This is a genomic window from Thermodesulfatator indicus DSM 15286, assembly GCF_000217795.1.
Lineage (GTDB): Bacteria > Desulfobacterota > Thermodesulfobacteria > Thermodesulfobacteriales > Thermodesulfatatoraceae > Thermodesulfatator > Thermodesulfatator indicus.
In genome coordinates, this window is record NC_015681.1 from 974,126 (window position 1) to 996,105 (window position 21,980).

Consider the following 21,980-nt stretch of genomic DNA (forward strand, 5'->3'; position numbering starts at 1 on the left):
AGTTGACGATTTCAAAAAGCTATAGTAGCTAAGCAGCTGTCATGAACGAGATAAAACCTTTTTACGGCTGGCGATATAATACAGAAAAGGTCTCTCTAGAAGATGTTTTGGCCCCTCCTTATGATGTGGTCTCTGCCGAAGAACAAGAAAATTATCTCAAAAAAAGTCCTTATAACATTTTTCATTTAGAACTAGGAGAAATATTTTCCTCTGATAACCAGAATGAAAATCGCTATACCAGAGCAAAAGAATTTTGGAATCGCTGGCGCCAAGAAGGTATACTTGTTCGAGAAAAAAAACCATCTATTTATCTCTATAACCTCCATTTTGAATGGGAAGGCAGACGGATAACCAGAAAAGGTTTTATTAGTCTGGTACGCCTGGCTCCTTGGGAGACAAAAAAAATTCTTCCTCATGAAAAAACCTTCGATAAAGTGACCGAAGATCGTCTTAAGCTTTTAAAAGCTACTCAGGCCCAATTCAGCCAGATATTTTGCCTTTATCACGACAAAAATCTTGTAAGTTTGAATGCTTTAGAAGAAAAGGCCAAGCTTCTCTATCAGGTAAAAGATCCGCAAGGCTTTACCCATGAACTTCTCCAGGTTACTGACAAAGAGGCCCTAGAATTAGTCCAGCAAACTATAGAGAAAGGGCCTTTATATATAGCTGATGGCCATCATCGTTACACCACGGCTCTGCGCTTTATGAAAGAAATGGAAGAAAAATACGGTGCTAATCCACCGCGATGTTTTCACTACATGATGATGTATCTTTGCCCCTTTGAAGAACCTGGTCTCTTGGTTCTACCTACTCATCGTCTTTTAACTCTTTCTTTGTCCCTAGAAGAAATCAAACAAAAGCTGGAAAGCTGGGGCAAAATTTCTGAGCTAACTCTCTCACCAAATAAACTAAACGCTTATATTTCTGAGCTTAAACCTTATGAATTTGTAATTGTAAACAATGGAAATCTTTTTATTTTCAAATTAGAGAAAGAAAAAATCGATAAAGCCAAAGAGATTTTTCCCCCATCGGTGGCAAAACTCCCAGTTGCTCTTTTTACTTGGGTGATAAAAGAAGCCTTAAAAATTGACGAAGCCGCGCTTAAAGTTCAAGGCAAAGCCCGGTTTATTCCGTGGGTGCCTGAAATTTTGGATAAAGCCAAGGGCAATATTTTTGGCTTTTTACTAGCTCCGACCCCTGTTTTAGCTTTAGAAGAAGTTTCTCAGGCAGGTACAGTAATGCCTCACAAATCTACTTACTTTCATCCTAAGATATTAACGGGCACAGTACTTTTTGAAATATCCCCTGAAAAAGGGCCTCCCTGTTAAGTGAAAAGCTCTGACGTCCTAGCCAAACTACTGGCTAATGTGGCTCATAAGTGGCAAGAATACGGCTCTATTTTAAAAAATGATCCAGAAATAAAGTCCCTTCTCGATAAACACCAAAAGGCTTTCGGGCATGTGCAAAAAGTTATGCAAGAAACCGGAGCAGCTCTTTTTTGTCGCGATTGCGGAATATCCTCTATTTCCTGCTGTGGTGAAGGGATGGAACTTGAGTGTGAAGAAGCCCTTTTACTGGCTAATCTTTTGCTAGGAGTTAACATCCCTAATTCTCGCCGTTTTTCTACTGGCTGTTTTTTTCTTGATGAAAATGGCTGTGTTTTGAAAGTAAGGCCCCTTATTTGCCGCAACTTCATTTGCCCTGAGTTAAAAGAAAACCTTGGCCTCCTGAAAACAAGAAAACTACAAGAAGCCCTAGATAATGAAGCCTTTTATCTTTTTCTTTTGTTAGAACGCATCAAAGAAATTATTTAAATTTTCCCTCAACCACTCAACTTTTAACCATTAACCCGAGACCGAAAAATTTAAGGCCTAACGTTTTTGCATTCCTTTGCCGAAAAATATCTCTGAACTTAATCTGCGGGAGGTTTTTATGAAAAAATTTTTTTCGGCCAAATTTTTAGTACCAGGGAGTGTATTTCTTGTCTTTTTGGTCTTTTTAATGGCCAGTCTGTCTAGTTTTTATCTTTTGGCCCAACAAAAACACGATGCTCATTATATAAATATTAGTGGTAAACTTCGTATGCTTTCTCAAAAAATAAGTAAAGAAAGTTTTTTGTATGCCCATACTAATGACCCCAAATGGTTAAATTCTTTGCAAAATACAGTAAAAACCTATGATGAAATAATAAACGAACTAGACGAGATATCTCGTAAAACTCCAAGCTTTGTGAGAGAAGAATTTCAAAAGTTAGTTTCGTTATGGAAACCATTTAAAAGAAATGTTCTTTTGTTAAGCGAAGATAAAATTAAAAACCAACAAATCCTTGAGTATGTTGCTAAAAACAACCAGGCTTTATTGGCTCAAGCTAATTCTCTCACTAAAAGCTTAGAAAAATTTTCTGAACAAAAGGCCGTTACTTTCAAAAGAACTCTTATATTTTTACTAGGACTTGGACTAGCAATTTTTATTTTCACTTTAGCCATTACCAGAAAATTTTTGCTTGAACCTCTAAAAAAAATTTCTTGGGCCTTGCAAGAGCTTAAAAATGGAAATTTCGAAAAATCTATTCATCAACAGAAGACTTTAAAAGAATTAGAAGAAATTACATCGGCAACTAATGCCGCAATTGCTTATATAGCCAGTCAGCTCTCTACTTTCAGTGATCAGAACCGCAGTTTGGCTACGGCAGCTGAATTTGTTGAACAATCAGGAGGAGCCATAAGGCAATTTGGTTATGACAGTGAGCGCATGGCCCAGGAGTTAAAAGAGGCTTCACGGCTAGCCACTGAAAATATTGCCACTATTGCCCACGCCATGGAAGACCTTAACACCGCGGCGCGCGAAATCGCTCAAAGTATTCAAGAAACAGCAATGAAAGCCAGTGAGGCTAACGAACACGTAGCTTTTGCTAAAGAGACTATAAAAACCCTCGCCAAAAGTTCTCAAGAAATAGAAGAGGTAACGCGTTTAATTAATGATATTGCTGAACAAACCAACCTTCTGGCTTTAAATGCAACTATTGAAGCCGCCAGGGCCGGAGAAGCAGGTAAAGGATTTGCCGTAGTAGCAGGCGAAATAAAAGAGCTTTCCAGACAAACGGCTAAAGCTACTAAAAAAATTGGGAAAATTATCAATACCATTCGCCAGGATATGGAAAAGGCCGTAGCTGGAGTAGAATCAATTTCAGAAACTGTAGCCAGTGTTAATGACCTGGCTAATACCATTGCCAGTGCTAGTGAGGAACAAACCGTAACTATAGCTGACCTAAACAATAACATTCAAGAAGCGGTAAGTACCGTAGAAAAAGTAAATCTCCAGGCCGATGAACTATTAGCTCACGCCGAAAGCTTTGAGGCTATAAGAGAAAATTTAGACACTATAGATACATGTATTTCAGGTATAGTGGAAGAAGGAACAGTCCTGCTTTCTTTAGTAAAAACAAATCCCAATCTCGAAAAAGAATTATTTGAGACTCTTCCCTTAGAAACCAAACTAAAACTTTCTTTACTAACACACCTCAGATTTCGTGAAAGAATTATTCAAGCTATCCTTGAAGGACAGATGCCAGAGATTGAAACAGAAGCCCACCTTTGCATATTAGGTAAGTTGCTCTCTGAATATCAACCAGAAACACAAGAAGAACGAGAACTTATAAGAAAACTTGAACCTATTCACGAAAAATTACATCAAGAAGCGAAAATCTTTCTAGAAAAAATTAGAGATGCCCAAGACAAGAAAGATCTCATGAACTTTTATAGAAACAGTATAGAACCTCTTTTTGAAAAGATGATCTTCCTTATGGGAAAATGGTTGGCCATAAGACAGCTATCAGGAGAAAATTTAACTGCAGAAAAAGGCGAATTGATAAAATGGGGGCCTTCTTTTGAAATCGGAATTAAAATTATAGATGAACAACATCATAAGCTCGTTGACATGATTAACGAACTTTACCGTAGCTTAAAAGAAGAAGTTAGCATAGCTAATTTAGAAAAAATTTTAGATGAGTTGATTGATTATACCGCTAAACACTTTAAAACCGAAGAAGAATTCTTCGATAAATATGGTTATCCAGAAACGGAAATTCACAAACAAATCCATGCTAAATTAGTAGACAAAGTTATTGACTATAAGCACAAAATAAAATCAGGAGATGAAAAACTAGCCTACGATTTACTCACTTTTCTTAAGGACTGGCTAAGTAACCACATTTGCGTAACAGATAAAAAATACGGGCCTTTTCTTAAAGAAAAAGGATTAAGATAGACGTTAGGCCTTCGAGTTTTCAGGCTCGAGGGCCTAATCCCTCCCATGAGACAACCTCAAAATTTTGCCAAAATTGTAAAATTTTATGAAATCGAAATAAAAGTCGATAAAAATAAAAACTTGACATAGCCGACAATATTACTAGTCTCTATCTGTAAGATTTTCCCAAGGGAAAGGGCATGAATAAAGTAAAGCTGGTCCTAATTTTATGGATTTTTTTTGTTTTTGTAGGTTGTAGTTCAACAAAAACCTCTCAGATTTCTCCAGATATTCCAAAGCCAAAATCTAATTTAGCCCAATCAACCTCTACAAATAGCCACAATACTCCTAAAATTGCTCAAAAATCTGACCTTTCAGGTTCTACCACAAACGAAAATGTAGATGCCAATACGGAAAAAAATAATTTATCTGAAAATTCCGAAAATAAAGAGCCGCAAGCAAGTGACTACGATAAGGGTTCTCAAGAGGGAAATGACAAAATACAGCATCTAGTTGATTCCGCCTTAGAGTACTACAACCTTTCTCAAGATCTTTGGAATCAGGGTAAAGACGATGAAGCCCTTCAAGCTTTAGATCAAGCTTATGAGTTAATTCTCCAGATAGATGACGATTCTGAACTAGCCCAATCAAAAGAAAATTTGCGTTTTATGATTGCTAAACGCATTCTTGAAATATACGCCTCAAGATACACGGTAGTAAATGGTCTTCACTCAGAAATCCCTTTGGTAATGAATCGCTACGTTAAAGCAGAAATCAAAAGGTTTCAAACTAGCGAACGCAAATTTTTTCTTGAGGCCTATAAGCGCTCAGGTCGTTACCGTCCTATGATAGTAAAAGCCTTAAAAGAAGCTGGGTTACCTGAAGAATTGTCCTGGCTCCCTTTAATTGAAAGTGGATTTAAAGTCAGAGCTTTATCTAGAGCAAGGGCCTTGGGCTTATGGCAATTTATCCCTTCTACCGGCTATAAATTTGGCTTAAAACGTAACATGTGGATTGATGAACGCCTTGATCCCGAAAAATCTACTAAGGCCGCTATAGCCTATCTTAAAGAGTTACACGAAATCTTTGGTGATTGGACAACGGTTTTAGCTGCTTACAACTGCGGAGAGGGTAAAGTTCTTAGAGTAATCAAACGCCAAAAGATTAATTATCTAGATAATTTCTGGGATCTTTATGAAAAATTGCCTCGCGAAACAGCTAGATACGTACCTCGTTTTTTGGCAGTATTACATATCCTGAAAGATCCAGCTAAATACGGTTTTAATAAGTTGCCTGAACCAGATCCACCTTTAAAATATGAAACAGTAAAAGTAAACAAACAATATCGATTAAAAGATATAGCTAAGGCAATTGGTGTTTCAGCAAAACTCCTGGCTGATTACAATCCTGAATTGCGTTATAAGATAACCCCAGCCAATTACGTTTTAAAAGTCCCCAAAGGTAAAGGCCCTCAATTAGTAGCCCTTTTAGAAAAGGGAAGCATTAAACCCTGGGTGCCTAGGAAGACTTATTACGTATATTATCGTTTAAGACGAGGAGAAACTCTTTCTCATTTGGCGAGACGTTATAAAACCAGCGTAGTAGCCATTATGAGAATTAACGGAATATCAAATCCTCGCCGTCTAAGAGCTGGTCAACGTTTAAAAATACCTGTAGGCAAAAAATATGTAGCCTATTCCTCAAAACGAAAGAAACAAAAAGTAATTACCTATATAGTGAAAAGAGGAGATAGCCTCTGGGTTATTGCCCGGAAGTTTAAGACTAGTACAAAAAGTATTATGAGAATAAACAATTTAAAAACTCACCGTCTTCAAGTTGGGCAGATTTTAAAAATACCTGTACGATATAGTTCTTCATAGCTTTAATTGACATTGATGGAAGACGTGTTAACTTTTTAGTCGCTGGGCCGCTAGCTCAATTTGGTAGAGCAATGGACTCTTAATCCATAGGTTGGAGGTTCGAGTCCTCCGCGGCCCACCAGCTTTTCTCTAGCCCCCATAAGAAATCTATCCTACCTGGTGCATGGTCTTCATAGTGATAGTAAAAATAGAGCAATCCTTTGGTTAATGGGAGCAACCGCATGAAAAAGATCGGCATTTTTTTATGTTTTCTCATCTTCTGGTTACCTCTAGGATGCAATGCCCACAAAGAAACACATTATGTCCGTTGGGTTATTGATGGTGATACAATTGTTTTAGAAAATGGCCAAAAAGTCAGATACGCAGGGATAAACGCCCCAGAGATTGCACATGAAGACAAACCGGGAGAACCTTTTGGGCGGAAAGCCTTGAAATATAATATCAAGCTAGTTAAAGGCAAAAAGATTATCCTCGAACTGGCTGAAGAAAAACGCGACCGTTTTGGCAGAATTTTGGCCTATGTTTTTCTCCCTGATGGTACCTTCGTTCAAGAGGCCTTAGTCAAAAAAGGGCTAGCTTTTATCTGCTACATGCCTCCAAATACAAAGTACTTTGAGCGACTTCTTGAAGTACAACGCCAGGCAATGCGCCAAAAAATAGGCATCTGGGGCGTTGATTCTCTTTTCGAAGGAGAGCCTTATTACATTGGCAACAAACGCTCAAGGCGTTTTCATCGCCCAAGCTGTAGGCTTGGATTAAAGACCAGCCCTCGAAACAAAGTTATTTTTCGCTCTATGAAGGAGGCCTTTTTTGAAGGTTTTTGTCCATGTCGTAAGTGCCGTCCCTGGCCAGGGAAAAGATAAAAGAGAACTTTGCTTGGTTCTTTTTATTTTGGTAAATTTATTAACAAAGACCTTTGTAAAAATGTGTTTAAAAGTTTTCTCATCGCCGTGAATGTCATTGCTAAGCGTAAGCGGCTTAGTGGCGATCTCAAACTAAAGTTCTAAATTATGCAAAGATCTTTAACAAACTAAATAAAAATGGATGTGGGGATGGATAAAAAAGAGATAGAAGCTCGCCTAAAAGAATTACGCCAAGAGATAGATAGAGTTGATCGCACTATTCTTGATTGTCTTAAAAGGCGCTACTCGATTGTTAAAGAAGTAGGGCATCTAAAGAGAAAACTTGGCGTAGAGGTTCTTGATTTAAACCGAGAGCGTGCGGTAATAAAAAAAATTCTTGAAGAGAACCAAGGAATTTTCCCGGAAAACTCTTTAAAAGCTATTTTTTTAGAAATTGTTCACACTTGTCGCACAGCTCAGGAATTACAAAAAGTAGCCTATTTAGGGCCTGAAGCTACTTTTAGCCACATGGCGGCCCTTAAATTTTTTGGCCAGGCGGCTAATTTTCTCCCTCAAGAATCAGTACTCGATGTCTTTGAAGAAACAGAATCTGGAAGAACAAAGTTTGGTGTGGTACCAGTTGAAAACTCTATAGAAGGCACAGTTTCAGCCACTTTAGATGCCTTTTCAGATTACAAACTAAAAGTTTGCGGAGAGGTTTTTATACCTGTAAGTCATGATCTTTTGAACCAAACTGGTCGTAAAGAAGATATTAAAAAGGTAATTTCTCATCCCCATGCTTTGGCCCAATGCCGCAAGTGGTTGAGAAAGAATTTGCCGTCAGTGCCGGTAGAAGAAGTTTCTTCCACGGCCTTTGCCGCCCGCTGGGCAGCCGTAGATCCCTCGGTAGCAGCTATTGCTAGTTCACTTGCCGCCCGTACTTATCATCTTCAAGCAGTGGCTACCAGCATAGAAGATTTTCACGGAAATGTTACCCGTTTTTGGGTTATCGGCAAAGAAAGCCCTGGACCTACAGGAAAAGATAAGACTTCTCTTTTCTTCAGTATCTCTGATCGCCCTGGAGCCTTATTTGAAGTTTTAAGCTCTTTTGCTAAACGGCAAATAAACCTTTCTAAGATTGAAAGCCGGCCAGCAAAGAACGAACCATGGCATTACTTCTTTTTTCTAGATTGTGACGGCCATATAAAAGACCAAAAGGTAAAAGAATGTGTTGAAGAAATTTCAAAAATCTGTGTGCGCATAGAATGGCTTGGTTCATACCCAGCTGGAGAGGAAAACTAAAAAACTCAAAAGAAAGGCTAGATAAATATCTTTTGGGAGAAGCGTCTTCGCTTGCTGAAGATTTAGTAGGAGATTATTTTAACCTTGCGGATAAAGATTGGCGCAAACTTCAGTATGAAGTTTTGTTAAATAGTAACTACTTTCTTTGTTTACCTCCAAAAGCCTTAGCGGGGCTCTTTCTTTTAGAAACTTCAGATTTTTTACCACGTCGCCGTAGGAATTTTTACAAACTAGTTTTGGCTGAAGACCAAATTCTATCTCTAGGGTTAGGAGCCTCTTCTCTTCGGGCCCTTTTGCTTTATATTTTTACTCATGAGCTAATACATATGATACGGTTTACAAAATTTGCTGCCAGTTTTTGGATGCCTGAAAAAGAACGTTTAGAGGAAGAAAAAAAAGTACATTTGCTTAGTAAAGAGGTCTTGAGTTTAATTAAAAACGAGGAAATAGAAAAAATACTTAAGCATTTTGATAAAACTTATCTAAAGGAGGTGTAAAAAATGCCTATTTATGAATACGAGTGCGAGAACTGCGGCCGTCATTACGAAGTGTGGCAAAAAATCACCGATGAACCCCTTACAACCTGCGAAGCCTGCCAGGGTAAACTCCGTAAACTCGTAAGCCAAAGCTCTTTTATATTAAAAGGCTCTGGCTGGTATGTAACTGACTATGCTCGCAAAGAGAAAAAAGAAAGTAAAAGCTCAAAAGGGAGCCAAAAGTCTGAAAGTTCTTCCAAATAATATCCCTTCAATTAAAGAAAGCGGCCCTAAAAGGCCGCTTTCTTTAATTAATAAGTTCATTAAAGAGGCGACAAGAGACAAGATACACACTCATTGCGAGCGGAGCGAAGCAATCCCTGTCGCGAGGCGACGCAGTCGCCGTGGCGATCTCTAAGACTCCTGTGCCCACGTTAGGGACCGAGATTACTTCGTCGGCACTTCGTGCCTCCTCGTAATGACCCGGCTGGGCCACTTCGTCGGTCCTAGCGGACCTCCTCGTAAGTGTAAGTGAGAAGTGAAAAGAGAGAATTATTTACCATCGGCCATCTGCCATCAGCCATCGGCCATCCCGTCACTGCGAGCCCGTATGGGCGAAGCAGTCTCTTAAATAAAACGAAGCAGTCTCTTAAATAAAATATTTTGCAAAGGTCTCTTAAACATATACTACTAGTCAGTATCAGGTAAAAGTTTCTCTAAATATTCTTTTTTACCTAGAACAAAAAGTTCTTCGTCTTTTTCGATAACATGTTCAGCAGGCGGAAGAATTATAATTTTAGAGGTATGTTTTTTCCGTATAGCCAAAATATAAACGTGGTAGCGACGGCGCAAATCAAGTTCCTTAAGGCTATGACCAACAAATTCGTCTGGCGGATCAATTCTCGCTATAAGAAATTCTGGCAATAAGGGTAGAAAATCTACCATGTTGGGTGTAATTAAGGCTTGAGCTTCTTTAAGAGCAGCGTCCTGTTCAGGAATTACGACACGGTCTGCCCCAAGGAGTCTCAAGATACGAGCATGGTCTTCATCATTGGCCTTGGCGAGGATAAATTTGGCTTTAAGCTCCCGTAAGTAAAGCACAATTAAAACACTGGCCGACAGATTACTCATGGCTACTACTACATAATCTGCTTCCTCGACACCAATACTTTTTAGAACTTCCTTGCGTGTAGCATCAGCTACAATGGCCTCAGAAATATCTTGACTTATGTCTTCTACCAACTTTTCATTTCTATCTATTCCTAACACCTCTACCTTTTCCATGGCTAATGTCTTAGCCAGATTAGAACCAAATTTCCCAAGACCTATGACTATAACTTTTTTGTTCATATCTAACCCACCATAACTCTTTCTTTGGGATAGCGGTACGGTCGAGGTTCATGGCCCACTTCCGAAAGAAAAGAAATCAACGAAAGAAGCCCAACCCTTCCTACAAACATGGTAAGAATAATACAAATTTTCCCCCATAAATTTAAGTTAGAAGTAACGCCTGTACTTAAGCCTACTGTTCCTAGGGCAGAAACCACTTCAAATAAAGCTCCTAAAAATTCGTGCTGGGACTTATAAAAAGGTATGTTGGGCTCCGTAAAAGTAAGAAAAAAATGAAAAAGCATAATGGCCAGCAGGTAGATAAAAACCAGGGTTACGGCTTTACCTACTTGATCTACAGGTATTGACCTTTTAAAGGCCACGGCTTGAGGGAACCCCCTTAATCTGCTCCATACCGTACAACTCAAAACAGCAAACGTAGTAGTCTTTATTCCACCACCTGTTGAGCCTGGACAGGCCCCTATAACCATCAGAATCAAAAATACATAAATGCTGTGTTCTGAAAAATGAGCAATATCTATAGAATTAAAACCTGCCGTACGGGCACTAACACTATGAAAAACAGCTGTAACAACTTTAAGAGGCCAGGACAACCCAGCCATAGCACCAGCGGAATCGAACCATAAAAACGCCACGGTTCCAAAAATTATTAAAGCCACATGGGTATAAACAGTTAACTTAAAATGCAATGATAATTTATGGCGTTTTTCTTTAAAAAAGCTTAGTAGTTCGTAAACAATAGGAAAGCCTGTATTCCCTAAAAGAATTGCCAAAGCTATTAAGGCGAGAACGGCATAACTTTTCTGAAAATCAATCATGCCATCATTGAAAGTAGAAAACCCTGCATTACAAAAGGCGGAAACCGCATGAAATATGGCCTGAGCCAAGGACACTTTGATCCCTAAACCGTGTCCTAAAAAGCACAAAAAAAGCCCCAAAGCTATTAAAGCTTCAGATATGAAAGTATAAGCAAAAATGGTAAAAAGTAACTTTCTGGGTTCAGGCGTAAAGTGGGGCAAAAAGCTTTCCTGTAAAGAAAGCCTGCTAGAAAAACTCAAAGAATCTTTGAATCCCAAAGCAATAAAGACCGAAAAGGTCATTACCCCCAGACCACCAAGTTGCATAAGGACAAGGATTATAAACTGCCCCAGATGAGTAAAATCTTGGGCAGTATTCACTACTGTAAGTCCAGTAACACATATAGCTGACGTAGAAGTAAAAAGGGCATCTATAAAAGAAAGAGTTTTAACGTGAGAAAAAGGGCACCAGAGAAGAATCGCCCCTATAATATCAGCCAGGGCAAAAGAATAGATTACAGCCCTGGCTGGATGCCGTTCAAGTTTACGATTTATTCTTTTCCATTCCATCGGTTAAAAGTTTATGTGATTTTTCTCGAAGGTACTCCCGTAATTCGTGAGAAGCAACTGTTGAAATTTTTAAAGGATGGTGAGGAGAAAGCCCGGCGGTAACCCTTATAAGTTCTTCAATTTTTGGTTCTTCCTCTTTGGGTAGAGGCTCAGGCAGAGCCAAAAGGAGATGCAGTTTATTAGCACTTTCTCGATAGCCTTCAGCTATTTCATCAAGTAAGTAAACTTCGGCCTCTTTAAAATGTTTTTTCACAGCCGCTAAAATCAAGTTCATGTATCTATCTACACCTTCTAAAAATTCTTCTCTTTCTCTTAGTCGCCAGTCAATAAAGTCTTTAAGGCGCCTTTTGCTAATAAGGCGATAACAAAGCTCAAAGATAAGAGCCCCTCCAAGAACCCAAGCCGAAGAATAAAGGGCATGAGGCGAAGTTTTAAAATTGTGAACTACAAGCACCACAGCGGAAATAAGACAACCAATGCCTCCCAGAGCAGCCAGAAAACGGTTAGCTTTGGTTTGGCGATAAAGGCGAAAGTTGGCAAAATTTACGGCACTAAAAACCAACAAAAACCCCAAACTGCCGGCTACAGAAATATTTTTTAGATCAAAAGAAAGAGCGGCTACAACTGTCAAAGCAGAGATAATAATAGCTCCTTCGTAAGCGCCTTTCCAAATGCGCCTGGCAAAAAATTGGGGAAGCTCGCCGTATTTCGCCACCAGATAACTCACCCTCGCCGTTCCATAAAGGGTAGCGTTAATAGCCGAGGCCGTGGAGGCCAGAGCAGCTATGCTGATGAGGACAAAACCAAGCTTTCCCAAAAAAGGTTTAGCTGCTTCTGCTAATACGTAATCTTTGGCCTTTACTACTTCTGCAGGATCTAAATTTCCTACCGCCACTATAGCTACCAAAACGTAAATGCATATTACAGAAGCGACCGCAGCGTAAAAGGCTTTTGGTAATACTTTTTCAGGGTCACTAACATCTTGGGCAGTGTTAGCAATAAGCTCAAAACCTTCATAGGCCAAAAAGATAATAAGACCACCAGTCAAAATATTTAAAACATGGGGATAAGTTTCAGGTGAAAGCCTTGAAGGCTCTATAGTAAAAAATCCCAAAATAGAGAAAAAAAGGAGTATTAATACCTTGAAGGCCACCATCAAATCTTCGGCCTTCCCGACAATATAAGCCCCAAGTAAATTAAGAATAGTAAAAAATATGATTACTCCAGCGGTAAGTAATTTTTTAAGCCATAAAGTCTCCACTCCGGCAATAAGCACGGCACCGTAACTTCCAAATGCATACGAATAAAGGGAAAGCATGATAATGTAACTGGCAAGAAGGAGAGTATTAAGCCAAGCAGCAAATAACCCTGAACCAAAACCTCGAACCACAAATTCTATTGTTCCTCCCTCACTGGGAAACCTTACCGAGAGTTTGGCATAGGAATAAGCCGTTATCAGAGCCAGAAGGCCTGCAAAAAGAAAGGCTAAAGGAGCGGCTCCTTTAGCTAAAAGCACTGTAAGCCCAAGGACAGCAAAAATGCCGCCCCCTATCATGCCCCCCACTCCTATGGAGTAGGCTTCCCAAAAACCTATATTTTTACTTTGCATAAAAGCCTCCTGTTAGAGTCTATCTTGAGAATTAAGAATCGCATTAAGGTGGGTCAAGTAAAATCAAACAATTTTTATATTTCTGAAACTTTTAGGCTCTATAAAAATTGTTTTGCCTGTCCCTTTTTATTGTTGGACTTTTAATTTGCCCGTCTTAAGTTTAGATTTGATGCGAAAAATTTAAGTTATTGCTAAACTTATAATAGCTATGAAAAGGGTTTTTATTAGGACTTTTGGCTGCCAGATGAACGAATATGACTCTGAGCGCATGTATGCGCTCATAAAGGATGAATATACCCTCTGCCAGGAGCCCAAAGAGGCTGACCTCATTTTGGTAAACACGTGCTCTGTGCGCAAAAAGGCTGAAGAAAAAGTTTACGGCCTGGTAGGCCGCTTAAAACATCTTAAAAAGCAACGTCCTGATTTGATAATTGGCGTTTGCGGCTGTGTAGCCCAGCAGGAGGGTGAAAAAATTTTAAAGCGTCTGCCTCACGTAGATATGGTTTTAGGGCCTCAGGCAGTTTATCGTTTGCCAGAAGCCCTTGAAAAGGTAAAAAAAGGCCAGGGGCCGGTAATTGATACAGAATTTAAGCCCGACTTCCACCAGCCGTTAATATTTCCTCATTTAAACGGCACAAGGCCGGTTAAAGCCTTTGTCACTATTATGCAGGGTTGCGATAACTTTTGTGCTTATTGTGTAGTGCCTTACACTCGCGGCCGTGAAATAAGCCGTCCTCCTGAAGAAATTCTGGCTGAAATTGAATGCCTGGTAAAACAAGGCGTTCGCGAAGTTATGTTACTCGGCCAAAACGTAAACTCTTATGGTCGCAAGGAAAAGGGGTTCCCTTCGTTTGCTAAACTTCTGCGAGAAGTGGCCCAAATAAAAGGCCTTTGGCGGATTAGGTTTACCACCAGCCATCCCAAAGACCTTGACCACGAACTTATGGAAGCCATAGCCGATATCCCTCAGGTTTGTGAGCACTTGCATCTTCCGGTTCAGGCTGGTTCTAACCGGGTGCTAAAACGTATGAACCGCAAGTACACCCGGGAGGAATATCTCGCCAAAGTAGAGCAGCTACGCAAATTATGCCTGGAGATCTGTTTGACCACCGATATAATCGTAGGTTTTCCAGGAGAAAGCCCGGAAGACTTTGAAGAGACTCTGAGCCTTCTTAAAGAAGTGCGCTATGCCGAAATTTTTTCGTTTAAATATTCAGACAGGCCTTTGGCCAGGGCTACCCAGTTTGAAGACAAAGTTCCTGAAGAGGAAAAGGCCCGCCGTTTAGCCAAGGTGCATAAATTACAGGAAAAAATTACCCGCGAAATAAACGAATCTTTTATCGGCCGGGAAGTAGAGGTTCTGGTAGAAGGCAAAAGCCATAGCAACGAGACGCTCTGGACGGGAAGGACGCGCTCTAATCATGTGGTAAATTTTGAAGGCGAAGGGGATTTGAAAGGAAAGCTAGTTCATGTTTTGATAGAGAGTTGTGGCCAGCATTCATTGCGTGGCCAATTGGTTAATATCCTTCGGGGGGAATAGATGAAAGTAAAAATGAAGGTCCAGGCCATTGCCCTGGATCCGGTATCAAACAGTCCGGTAATGTTACTCAAAGAAGAAGAAGGTGAGCGTACTTTGCCCATCTGGATAGGGCTCCTTGAAGCCACCGCTATCGCTACTCGCCTTGAAAATATCCAATTTTCGCGCCCCATGACCCATGATTTACTCATTAACATTTTAGATCAACTGGGAATAAAAATCCCTCGCATTGAAGTGTGTGACTTGCGGGACAATACTTACTACGCTTTGATTACTCTTGATATAGACGGCCGAGAAGTAAAAATTGACGCCCGCCCGAGTGACGCGGTGGCTATTGCCTTGCGCACCGGAGCTGAAATCTGGGTTCACGAAGAGGTTTTAGAAAAGAGCAAACTTCTAGAAGAGGAAGAAAAGAAGGGTGAAATCCACACAGAATCAGCTGAACAAGACCAGGACAAGGAAAAACTCAAAGAACTGCTTGAAAAACTGGACCCAAGCGCTATCAGCAAATACAAGATGTAGCCATGTTTGATTTTCACTGTCATTCCATATTTAGCGACGGAGAGCTGATACCGGCTGAACTTTTACGCCGGGTGACAGTGTTAGGTTATGAGGCCGTGGCTATTACCGACCATGCTGACCAGTCTAACATTGATTTTATCTTGCCTAGAATTATTTCTGCGGCTAAAGCTCTAAATCAAGTTTCCAAAACCAGGTTAATACCAGGCATAGAGATAACTCACGTGCCTCCAAGTCAAATACCAGAGTTAGTGGGAAGGGCGAGAATTCTCGGAGCAGAAATAGTAGTGGTACATGGTGAGACTTTGGTAGAACCAGTTGAGCCAGGGACTAATCTTGCCGCCATAAAGGCTCGAGCCGATATTTTAGCGCACCCGGGCCTTATTTCAGAAGAAGAAGTCCGCCTGGCCGCGGAAAAAGGGGTTTTTCTTGAACTTTCTGGCCGCAAAGGCCATTCTCTCGCCAATGGCCATGTGGCTGCTTTGGCGAGAAGATTCAAAGCCCATTTGGTGGTTAATTCTGATGCTCACGCCCCAGGCGATTTCATGACCAAAGAGTTTGCCGAAAAAGTAGCCCAAGGTGCAGGACTTAGCCTCGAAGAAGTGGCTGACATTTTTCTCACCGTACGCGAACGTTTCCTCGGCATTTAGCCATGTCGTATAAGGAGTTTTTCGTCTATGAAGTACCGCATTGATTATGCTAATGAATTGAACCCTGCTCAGCTTGAGGCCGTAAGAAACTTATTCGGTCCGGTTCTGGTAATTGCTGGAGCAGGTTCAGGTAAGACTCGTACTCTCGTTTATCGGGTGGCCAGGCTGGTTGAAGAAGGTGTTCCGCCAGAGCGTATCCTTCTTTTAACTTTTACCCGCAAAGCTGCGCGGGAGATGCTTCGTCGAGCAGCCATTCTTCTTGACGAAAAGTGCGAAAATGTCTCAGGGGGTACGTTTCATTCTCTGGCTCATTTGATGCTCAGGCAATACGGCTATCTCATTGGTTATTCGCGTAACTTTACCATCCTTGACCGCGGCGACGCCGAAGACGCTATCAATCTTTTACGCACAGCTCTGGGCCTGGCCGACCGCAAGCGTCGTTTCCCTCGTAAAGAAACCATCGCTTCAATCTTCAGCATGGCGGTAAATAAAAGAATATCGCTTGAAGAAGTAGTTACTGAGGAGTATCCCCATTTTCTTGATGATCTGGAAGACTTAGCCAGGCTTTTTGAACATTACGTTCGCTATAAACAGGAACATCAGCTCATGGACTATGATGACCTCCTGGTCAACTGGTATCGTGTGTTAAAAGGCTTTCCAGAGGTCAGGCGTGAGATAGGAAGACGCTTTGAATTTATCATGGTTGACGAATACCAGGACACTAATGCCCTTCAGGCAGAAATAGTCCGCTTTATGGCCGAAGAGCACGGAAACGTGATGGTGGTAGGTGATGATTCTCAGTCTATCTATGCCTTTCGGGGGGCTAACTTTAAAAACATAATTAAATTTCCAAAGTTGTTTCCGGGCACGAAAATAATAAAACTTGAAGAGAATTACCGTTCTCGCCAGCCTATTCTTGACTTGGCCAACACGGTAATTGAGTACGCCAAAGAAAAATACACCAAGTGCCTTTTTACCAGACTTGAGGGAGGAAATATTCCTGTTTTATATAAGGCCCGTGACGAGGCTGATCAGAGCCGTTTTATCGCTGACCGCATACTTGAGTTACGCGAAGAGGGCGTGCCTCTTTCGGAAATAGCCGTGCTCTTCCGTTCGGCTTATCATTCTTTTGATTTAGAGCTAGAGCTAGCTAAAAGGAATATCCCCTTTGTAAAACAGGGCGGCATGAAGCTTATTGAAACCGCTCACATCAAAGACGTAGTGGCTCATTTACGCCTCCTGGTGAATCCTTATGACATGCTTGCCTGGAACCGTGTCTTGCTTTTGATTGAAGGGATAGGCCCCAAAACTTCCAAACGCCTTATGGAATATCTCAAAGTTGAAGATGACCCCTTTGAAGCCCTTTCCCGATATTCGGCCAAGCCTTCTTTTGCTAAAGGCTTAAACAAACTTGCTGAACTTTTCGGGAAGCTTAGACAAAAGCTATCTCCAGAAGAAAAATTGGCCCTACTTTATGAATACTATGAGCCCATTTTTGAGAGAGTCTATTATGATGACCATCCCAAGCGGGCCAAAGACCTTGACCAGCTTTTGGCTATAGCCCATAAGTATGAAACTGTAGAAGATTTTCTGGCTGATCTCGCCCTTGAGCCCCCAGAAGCCAGTGTAGCTGAAGTGGAAGCCCTGGAAAACGAAGATGAAAAACTGGTTCTTTCAACGGTTCATTCGGCTAAAGGGCTTGAGTGGCATAGCGTATTTGTAATCTCTCTGGCGGAAGGCCGTTTCCCTTCAAGTTATGCCCTTGGCAAAGAAGAATCCATTGAAGAAGAAAGAAGGTTATTTTACGTGGCGGTGACCAGGGCCAAGGAAAATTTATTCCTTACCTACCCGGCAACTTATTATTCTCCTGGAGAGGGGCGCATATTCAGTAAGCCTTCTCGCTTTTTGGAGGAAGTTAAAGATAAGTTAAAACCGTGGTACGAAGAAGAGACTTCTTTTATAGAAGAGGAAGAAGAGGTGTCCTCGTCATTTAAACCGGGAGAAATTGTATGGCACCCGATTTTTGGTGAGGGCAAAGTCAAACGCATGGCCGACATTGATAAAGTGGTAGTCCAATTTACCTCAGCCGGAGAAAGGACTCTTCATCTAAAGTTTGCCCGTCTAGAAAGGCTTTAATTTAAAACTTCTTTATTTAGCGCCAGCTTGATACTCATCGCTAGGCATCGCTAGCGACAAAGTCGCTGCGCAATTTTTGTTTCTTTCAGTGAGACTCTACTACTTTGTTCAGATATTTTTGCCTGTCCCCGTTTTTTGATTTTGCCTGTCCCTTAGTTCTTTGCGAAGATTTAAAGCAGAAAGAAATTACAAGTGACTAATGACTAAGACTAAGATAAGAGCGAAAAGTAGTTTTTTTTAAAAAAGTAGGTTTTTAAAGGTCAAGTTTTAAATTACGGCTTAATTTTTGGACATCTTTAAATAGAGAGACGAATTTTTCGAAGTCTTTCCTAGCGGCGATTTGGACTAAATCTTCAAGGATGGAAAGATATTTTTCTCTCATGGCCTGGCCTTCAGGGTTGTCAAACTGGATAAGGGCGTAAAGATAAGGATCCTGGTCAGCGAAGCGAGCGACAATTTCAAGCTGACGTTCAAAGCTGGGAGTGGCGAGATCTTTAATGAGTTTTAGGTCAAGGCCAGAAGTATCCATTAGTTTCCCTAAGGCCAGAAGCATAAGATGGTTTATGATCTGTACAACGGCCATGGTGCGATCGTGTTCTTCTGGTGAAACTACAACAGTTTTGGCTCCCTTTTGTTCTAAAAAATTTTTAAACCAGTTAAACCAAGTTTGGCCGCGGGAAGGCCAAAGGGCTATCTTTTGTCCTTCAAGAGATTTTTCTCCTGGACCAAAAAGTGGATGGGCGGCTACTACTTCAGCTTTAGTATTGGCCAGCATTATTTCGTTTTGCTCTTTTTTCAAGGAACAAAAATCAATAAGACCTTGATCTTCATTAAGAAAAGGCCCGATATCTTTTACTACATCCTTAAAAACTGACATAGGCACGGAAACAAATATTACCTGGCAAGCTTTGGCCAGCTCTCTATTGGAAAGTAAGGTGTTACGATCAGACACCAAAACTTCGTAGCCTTCGGCTTCAAACTGGCGTTTAAACCAACGGCCCATGCGGCCAGCACCGCCGATTATGCCCAGGCGTATTTTAGAGGCAGGAGTCATTTGGACGATGAAAACTTTGGGCTAAAAAACGACATGCTTCGTGTGTTTCCATAGGCAGCCAACGTCCTCGACGGTCTAAAAAATACCACTTACCATTCATTTTGCGAGCAACAAGTGTCCCGTGATATCGCATGAGAAGTAAAACTTTTTTCTGATCTAAAGATGGAACAGACTCTGCTATTTGGGCTTCACTAACTTGAATTAACGTTTTCCACCCAGTAAAAAGACTAATAGCTAAAGCTAAAATAAGAATAAATCTGACAAAATACCTTTTGATTTTCATGCTTTAAATCTAAAAACTTTTTCACTCAAAATCAACCTGTTTAGCTACTATCTTTTCTGGAAAACCTTTTCTTTTTGGTGCTTGTGTCTCGATACTAAACAGAAATTTTGTTTAGATCAGATAATAGCCATATCGGCTAATTTTTCTATTATTTTGATTTTTTTCTCTCGTTTTAGTCCAAGAAATTTTTTCAACTCAGCTGCTGTTTCTTTAACAAAACCCTTGCTCCCTATGGCCAAGCTTTCGGTAAAATACCTGGTCCTCTGCCTAAAAGTTTCGCCTGTCCCTCTATCTGGCTCACCAAGCCCGCCCTTACCATAAACAAACTCTCGTAAAAGTTCTAATTTCTCTTTCTCGCTTTTGCCTTCATACCGCTGAAGGCCGAGGTCAAGCGACAGAAAAGTCTTGCCTGTCCCTCTTCTTGCTCTGTATCCCAGCGAACACCAGCGGTAGTCCTCCGGCTTTTCTACAATTCCTGCCCGCACCGGGTTAAGTTCAATGTAAGCCAAGCAGTTGAGTAGAGCCTCCCCGGTTTCAATGATTACGGACTTAAACCTGTCAGCCCAGAAGTACCCTTTGCGGTCAACGCGTTTGTTATACCAGCGTGAAAAGCGCTGCTTGATGTCCTGGACGTATCGGGAAAGATTTCCAAGCCTTTTTCGCCATTTTTTGAGCATATCTTCGTAGAAGAAAATTTTGCGTTTCTCGCCGTAGTAGAGCTTGATGCGGCGTTTCAATTCTTCGTCAGAGAATTGCTCTTCAGGGAGCATGCGGCAGAGGAAATGGAAGTGGTTGCCCATAATGGCAAAGCCATAAACTTCGACGAAATAGACCTGCGAGAGCCAGCTTATAAGATGGAGTAAGTGTTCTTTTTCTTCGTCGCCGAGGACATCGTGGCCGGGCAAGGCCGTGCGGGAGATTACATGATAAGCGGCTTGTGGATCATTCATAAAAAAACGAGGGATACGTGGCATAAGAGACCTCCTTAAAATTTTCTTTGCCTGTCCCTTTTATCGGCATACCCCGGTCGGTACTGAAATTTTTGTTTATACTTTTGGGATTAGAAAATATAGCGGGCCTTATCTAGGCCAATATCCTGAAACCTGTTAAAGTTTTTTGCCTCCATTGGTCTCGCAATTTTGAAAGTAGCGGTTAAAATTTTACAAAATTGTTTAGAAAAAAATGGAAATTATGAACAGTAGAGAAGTAGAAGAGCTAAGCTGCCTTTACGAAATTGCTAAAACGCTTTCAAGTTCGCTAAACGTCCGCGAAGCTTTGCAGGATATTCTCGCCATTTTGGCGGAAAAACTAGACATGCGCCGTGGAACTATCACCATATTTAACCCTCGCACACGAGAAATCCAGATAGAGGTAGCCCATGGTTTATCAGAAGAAGCGCGTAAAAGAGGCCGCTACCGTCTAGGAGAAGGTATAACTGGCCAGGTAGTAGCTACGGGCCAGCCCATTGTAGTGCCAGCCATCTCTGAAGACCCGCGCTTTTTAAACCGTACACGCAGCCGTAAAGAGGCTGAAAAAGACAAAATTTCTTTCATCTGTGTCCCCATAAAAACGGGCACCAAAGTTTTGGGAACTCTTTCTGTAGATCGGGTTTTTACCAACGATATTTCTCTCGAAGAAGACGTCCGCTTTTTAACCATCATTGCCGGCCTTATTGCTCAGACTGTGGCTAATATCCAGGCAATTCAAGAAGAAAAAGAGAGATTACTTGAAGAAAACTTGAAGCTTAAGCAGGAGCTGAAGGGTAAGTATCGGCTTGAAAATTTTGTTTGTTCAAGCTCTCGCATGCAGGAAGTACTCCAGATGATGGAGCGAGTAGCCCCTAGTTCGGCCACAGTTCTTATCCGCGGAGAATCGGGGACAGGCAAATCCCTCATCGCCAAGATGATTCACTTTAACAGCCCTCGGGCTAGTGGGCCTTTTGTGACTATATCCTGCACCGCCCTTCCTGAAAACCTTATTGAATCTGAGCTTTTTGGCTACGAAAAAGGCGCCTTTACCGGAGCCCTTGGCCGCAAAACCGGGCTTTTTGAAAAGGCAAACGGTGGAACTATCTTCCTTGACGAAATCGGCGATCTGCCGCTTCCTCTTCAGGCCAAGCTTCTTCATGTGATTCAGGAAAAGGAATTTTATCGGGTAGGAGGTACTCATCCGGTTAAAGTAGATGTGCGTATCATCGCGGCTACCAATCGCAACCTTGAAGAGCTGGTAGAGCAAGGGCTTTTCCGCGAAGACCTGTATTACCGTTTAAATGTGTTTCCTTTATATTTGCCACCCCTTCGCGAAAGAAAGACGGACATTATCCCTCTAGCTGAATTTTTCCTGGAAAAATATAGCCGTTTATACAATAAAAAAATTAAGCGTCTTTCCTCGCCAGCTATAGACCTGTTAGTCCAATATCACTGGCCAGGGAATGTGCGCGAACTTGAAAACGTTATTGAGCGCGCCGTACTCATTTGCGATGAAGAAGTTATTCGGAGCTATCATCTGCCCCAGAGCTTGCAAACAGCAGAAAGCTCTCACACGCATGCTAAAAAAAGCTTGGCTCAGGCTGTAAAAGAGGTAGAAGTGGAATTGATAATAGAAGCCTTAAAAGAAACAAAAGGCAATCAGAGTAAAGCGGCCAAACTTCTTGATACCAGCCTTAGAATCTTGAATTACAAAATTAAGAAATACGGAATTGATCCAAAGGCCTTCCGTTCCAGAGTATAA

At 41.2% G+C, this 21,980-nt stretch carries 19 protein-coding genes and 1 tRNA gene; 14 read left to right on the plus strand and 6 right to left on the minus strand.

Annotated elements, in window-relative coordinates:
- Positions 1-41 precede the first annotated feature (41 nt).
- The 9 genes from THEIN_RS04685 to THEIN_RS04725 all read left to right on the plus strand — a co-directional run bounded on the left by THEIN_RS04685 (position 42) and on the right by THEIN_RS04725 (position 9,009).
- Positions 42-1,328, plus strand: coding sequence for a DUF1015 domain-containing protein (locus THEIN_RS04685; protein ID WP_013907540.1), 1,287 nt, complete (start codon positions 42-44; stop codon positions 1,326-1,328).
- A complete protein-coding gene (locus THEIN_RS04690) occupies positions 1,329-1,814 on the plus strand; it encodes a hypothetical protein (RefSeq protein WP_013907541.1) in 486 nt (161 codons plus the stop codon).
- A gap of 118 nt (positions 1,815-1,932) precedes the next feature.
- Entirely contained in the window at positions 1,933-4,266 is a 2,334-nt protein-coding gene (locus THEIN_RS11540) for a bacteriohemerythrin (protein WP_013907542.1), read from the plus strand.
- Positions 4,267-4,445: 179 nt separating this feature from the next.
- Positions 4,446-6,125 (plus strand): LysM peptidoglycan-binding domain-containing protein, encoded by a 1,680-nt coding sequence (locus tag THEIN_RS04700; protein WP_013907543.1) that lies wholly within the window; start codon positions 4,446-4,448, stop codon positions 6,123-6,125.
- 44 nt (positions 6,126-6,169) lie between these two features.
- Positions 6,170-6,246 (plus strand) — tRNA-Lys (locus THEIN_RS04705).
- A gap of 100 nt (positions 6,247-6,346) precedes the next feature.
- Positions 6,347-6,988 (plus strand): thermonuclease family protein, encoded by a 642-nt coding sequence (locus THEIN_RS04710; protein WP_013907544.1) that lies wholly within the window; start codon positions 6,347-6,349, stop codon positions 6,986-6,988.
- Positions 6,989-7,165: 177 nt separating this feature from the next.
- A complete protein-coding gene (gene pheA / locus THEIN_RS04715; protein WP_245523087.1) occupies positions 7,166-8,269 on the plus strand; it encodes a prephenate dehydratase in 1,104 nt (367 codons plus the stop codon).
- Entirely contained in the window at positions 8,233-8,766 is a 534-nt protein-coding gene (locus THEIN_RS11545; protein ID WP_013907546.1) for a hypothetical protein, read from the plus strand. Before pheA ends, THEIN_RS11545 begins: the two co-directional genes overlap by 37 nt.
- A 3-nt stretch (positions 8,767-8,769) precedes the next feature.
- On the plus strand, positions 8,770-9,009 hold the full coding sequence (locus THEIN_RS04725; protein ID WP_013907547.1) for an FmdB family zinc ribbon protein: 240 nt from the start codon (positions 8,770-8,772) through the stop codon (positions 9,007-9,009).
- Between the two features lie 426 nt (positions 9,010-9,435).
- Here THEIN_RS04725 and THEIN_RS04735 read toward each other — a convergent pair whose 3' ends face one another.
- The 3 genes from THEIN_RS04735 to THEIN_RS04745 are packed head-to-tail and all read right to left on the minus strand — an operon-like array spanning position 9,436 to position 13,071.
- Positions 9,436-10,095, minus strand: coding sequence for a potassium channel family protein (locus tag THEIN_RS04735; protein WP_013907548.1), 660 nt, complete (start codon positions 10,093-10,095; stop codon positions 9,436-9,438).
- A 2-nt stretch (positions 10,096-10,097) separates the two neighbouring features.
- Complete coding sequence (locus tag THEIN_RS04740; RefSeq protein WP_013907549.1) at positions 10,098-11,462, minus strand: TrkH family potassium uptake protein; 1,365 nt, start codon at positions 11,460-11,462, stop codon at positions 10,098-10,100.
- A complete protein-coding gene (locus THEIN_RS04745) occupies positions 11,437-13,071 on the minus strand; it encodes an APC family permease (RefSeq protein WP_013907550.1) in 1,635 nt (544 codons plus the stop codon). The genes THEIN_RS04740 and THEIN_RS04745 overlap by 26 nt, the downstream gene beginning before the upstream one ends.
- Positions 13,072-13,279: 208 nt before the next feature.
- On the opposite strand from THEIN_RS04745, the gene miaB reads away from it, so the two are divergent.
- Genes miaB through THEIN_RS04765 form a run of 4 tightly spaced genes read left to right on the plus strand, consistent with a single transcriptional unit; the run spans position 13,280 to position 17,913 of the window.
- Positions 13,280-14,611, plus strand: coding sequence for a tRNA (N6-isopentenyl adenosine(37)-C2)-methylthiotransferase MiaB (miaB, locus tag THEIN_RS04750; RefSeq protein WP_013907551.1), 1,332 nt, complete (start codon positions 13,280-13,282; stop codon positions 14,609-14,611).
- Complete coding sequence (locus THEIN_RS04755) at positions 14,612-15,130, plus strand: bifunctional nuclease family protein (protein ID WP_013907552.1); 519 nt, start codon at positions 14,612-14,614, stop codon at positions 15,128-15,130. It abuts the gene before it with no gap.
- A 2-nt stretch (positions 15,131-15,132) separates the two neighbouring features.
- A complete protein-coding gene (locus THEIN_RS04760; RefSeq protein ID WP_013907553.1) occupies positions 15,133-15,777 on the plus strand; it encodes a histidinol phosphate phosphatase domain-containing protein in 645 nt (214 codons plus the stop codon).
- 27 nt (positions 15,778-15,804) lie between these two features.
- Positions 15,805-17,913 (plus strand): ATP-dependent helicase, encoded by a 2,109-nt coding sequence (locus tag THEIN_RS04765; RefSeq protein ID WP_013907554.1) that lies wholly within the window; start codon positions 15,805-15,807, stop codon positions 17,911-17,913.
- 253 nt (positions 17,914-18,166) lie between these two features.
- Here THEIN_RS04765 and THEIN_RS04770 read toward each other — a convergent pair whose 3' ends face one another.
- The 3 genes from THEIN_RS04770 to THEIN_RS04780 all read right to left on the minus strand — a co-directional run bounded on the left by THEIN_RS04770 (position 18,167) and on the right by THEIN_RS04780 (position 20,224).
- On the minus strand, positions 18,167-18,967 hold the full coding sequence (locus THEIN_RS04770) for a prephenate dehydrogenase/arogenate dehydrogenase family protein (RefSeq protein ID WP_013907555.1): 801 nt from the start codon (positions 18,965-18,967) through the stop codon (positions 18,167-18,169).
- Entirely contained in the window at positions 18,951-19,250 is a 300-nt protein-coding gene (locus tag THEIN_RS04775; protein WP_013907556.1) for a hypothetical protein, read from the minus strand. The genes THEIN_RS04770 and THEIN_RS04775 overlap by 17 nt, the downstream gene beginning before the upstream one ends.
- Before the next feature lie 116 nt (positions 19,251-19,366).
- Complete coding sequence (locus THEIN_RS04780) at positions 19,367-20,224, minus strand: transposase (protein WP_013907557.1); 858 nt, start codon at positions 20,222-20,224, stop codon at positions 19,367-19,369.
- 217 nt (positions 20,225-20,441) lie between these two features.
- Here THEIN_RS04780 and THEIN_RS04785 point away from each other — a divergent pair, with 217 nt between their 5' ends.
- Positions 20,442-21,980 (plus strand): sigma-54 interaction domain-containing protein, encoded by a 1,539-nt coding sequence (locus tag THEIN_RS04785; protein WP_013907558.1) that lies wholly within the window; start codon positions 20,442-20,444, stop codon positions 21,978-21,980.